Annotated in this window: 2 protein-coding genes; one reads left to right on the top strand and one right to left on the bottom strand. The window is 55.7% G+C overall.

Annotation, left to right across the window (positions count from 1 at the left end):
• Positions 1-691: 691 nt before the first annotated feature.
• Positions 692-1,561 (bottom strand): NmrA/HSCARG family protein, encoded by an 870-nt coding sequence (locus tag P792_RS25000; RefSeq protein ID WP_031240258.1) that lies wholly within the window; start codon positions 1,559-1,561, stop codon positions 692-694.
• Between the two features lie 98 nt (positions 1,562-1,659).
• Between P792_RS25000 and P792_RS38385 the strand changes: the two genes are divergently transcribed.
• Positions 1,660-1,863, top strand: a 204-nt coding sequence (locus P792_RS38385; protein ID WP_035439458.1) for a LysR family transcriptional regulator, incomplete at its 3' end; no start/stop codon positions are given.

The raw sequence follows: 1,863 nt of genomic DNA, 5'->3' as shown, positions 1-1,863 counted from the left end.
CGGCGCGCGCGCGCCGGATGGACGGCAAATCCCATCGTGCGGGGATCAAGCGCGGACGTGCTGCGCCCCGCGAAGACTGAAACTGGAGAATGAACTCGCTAGAGTATCTTCATTATAAATATACGGGCTGCAAAGAAATCAGGAGACTGTCCACTCACTTCCGCCGTTACGTTCCATAAAAGCAGCACGGTCGTCGTAATCTGGCTCAAAGGAGAAGCGTAGATCATCATCGTCATAGTGCTACTCACACAAATCGTTCTCTCTATTCTGCCCTTAAAGAGAGGTCGGTCATATGTACTACTATGCTTCCTTTTCATAGATGCAGACGATTATCTCTCGAACGTGTGGTGTCGAATTTTATGCTCCGGTTTTGAATGCGACTGCGCCCATCATTTCGGGACAAACGCCCACTGTGCTATGAACAAATCTTTGCGGCACTCGATCTGAACCCTAGGCCGACCATTAAAAAAAACCGATAGCCAAAACTGTCTGGTTCCGCTGAGGAGATCGCGCGCTTGAAATTCCTCCGGGCCTAGCTGCATGATAAGCTCGGTCTTCGGTACTTTGCGCCCACTGGCCGCACTGCCGGTAATCGAGGCAACCGGGAGTCAAAAACCGAAAGAAGCTTGTCAATTGTCAAATATCGGCTTCCTTGTCGCGCTATGCGGCATCGACCGATCCGATCGTTAGACTACGACAGACGTTGGCGCCCATCCTTTGCACTTTGAAGCGCCCAGTCTTCAAGTGTAAGCAGTGAAGGGTGCTCCCGGCGCAGAACGGGGATATCGGCCTTAAACCCGTCTCGGGCGATCCACCCGAACATCAGGCGAAAGTCCTCGGGCAGTCGCTTTTGCATAACAGAGGGGATTGTAAAGCCGCGGCTAGGACGTATTCCGGCATCCCTAAGAATTGACGCTGCGGAGCGGGCCGTCACGCTATCGCCTGCAAGCTCCATGGCCCGACCAAGGTACTGATCAGGTTTCTCGAACGCCTCTGCCGCGAACCAGGCGACATCCTGCACCGAGACAAGCTGCATGGCCTGATCCGGCCTCAGATAGGTCTTCATCATGGACAGCATAGTGATCCGAAAAATCAGGCTCGAAAAGTTCTCTATAAAGGCCGCAGGACGTAGAACCGTAGTCGCTAAGTTCAGTGACGCAATGTGCTGCTCAATCGCCCATTTGCTCTCGAAATGAGGCACGCCGCTCCGTCGCTCAACCCCGTCTGCGGAGCATTGCACGAAGTGCCGCACGCCACTCTTCTTGGCGAGGCTGGCAAGCCTCTTCCCCTGTCGCTCCTCACCAGCTGGACCGATCTTCATGGGCGATTGGACAGATAAAACGCCTTCTGCCCCCTCAAGCGCCACCCGCAGGGAGTATTCGTCGTCCAGATTACCATGAGCGAGCTCAACTCCATGCTTCGCCAGAGCGACTGCTTTTGGCGACCGCGGATCCCGAACAAGCGCACGAACGTGCCAATGCCCTCGACGTCGCATCTCGCGGATCGTGGCGCCGCCTTGTTGTCCGGTTGCGCCCGTAATCAGAATAACTGGTTTTGACATCTCGGCCCCCTTACTGGAGGGGCACAATAAGCCGTTCCCGTTGGACAAGGCAGATGCGGCATCGTAGACGCATTGTTCCATATCTGGAACACGACCCCATGAACTCAGATGATCTCGGCAGCTTTCTGCGCATCGCGGAGACCATGAGCCTCAGCGCAGCCTCGCGCGTCACGGGAACACCTAAATCATCGCTCAGCCGGGCATTGTCCCGTCTGGAGATAGAAATAGGGGCGAAGCTGTTCGAACGCGGCGCGCATGCCCTCAGACTGACAGAGGCCGGGCGCATACTCTCGATCCATGCT

The sequence above is a fragment of the Asaia sp. SF2.1 genome (assembly GCF_000505765.1).
In the GTDB taxonomy this organism is placed as follows: Bacteria; Pseudomonadota; Alphaproteobacteria; order Acetobacterales; family Acetobacteraceae; genus Asaia; species Asaia bogorensis.
This window is presented reverse-complemented; position numbering and strand designations above follow the sequence as displayed.

Coding starts and splice junctions, on each gene's coding strand:
- P792_RS25000 (WP_031240258.1), bottom strand. CDS start 1,561: ATGTCAAAACCAGTTATTCTGATTACGGGCGCAACCGGACAACAAGGC.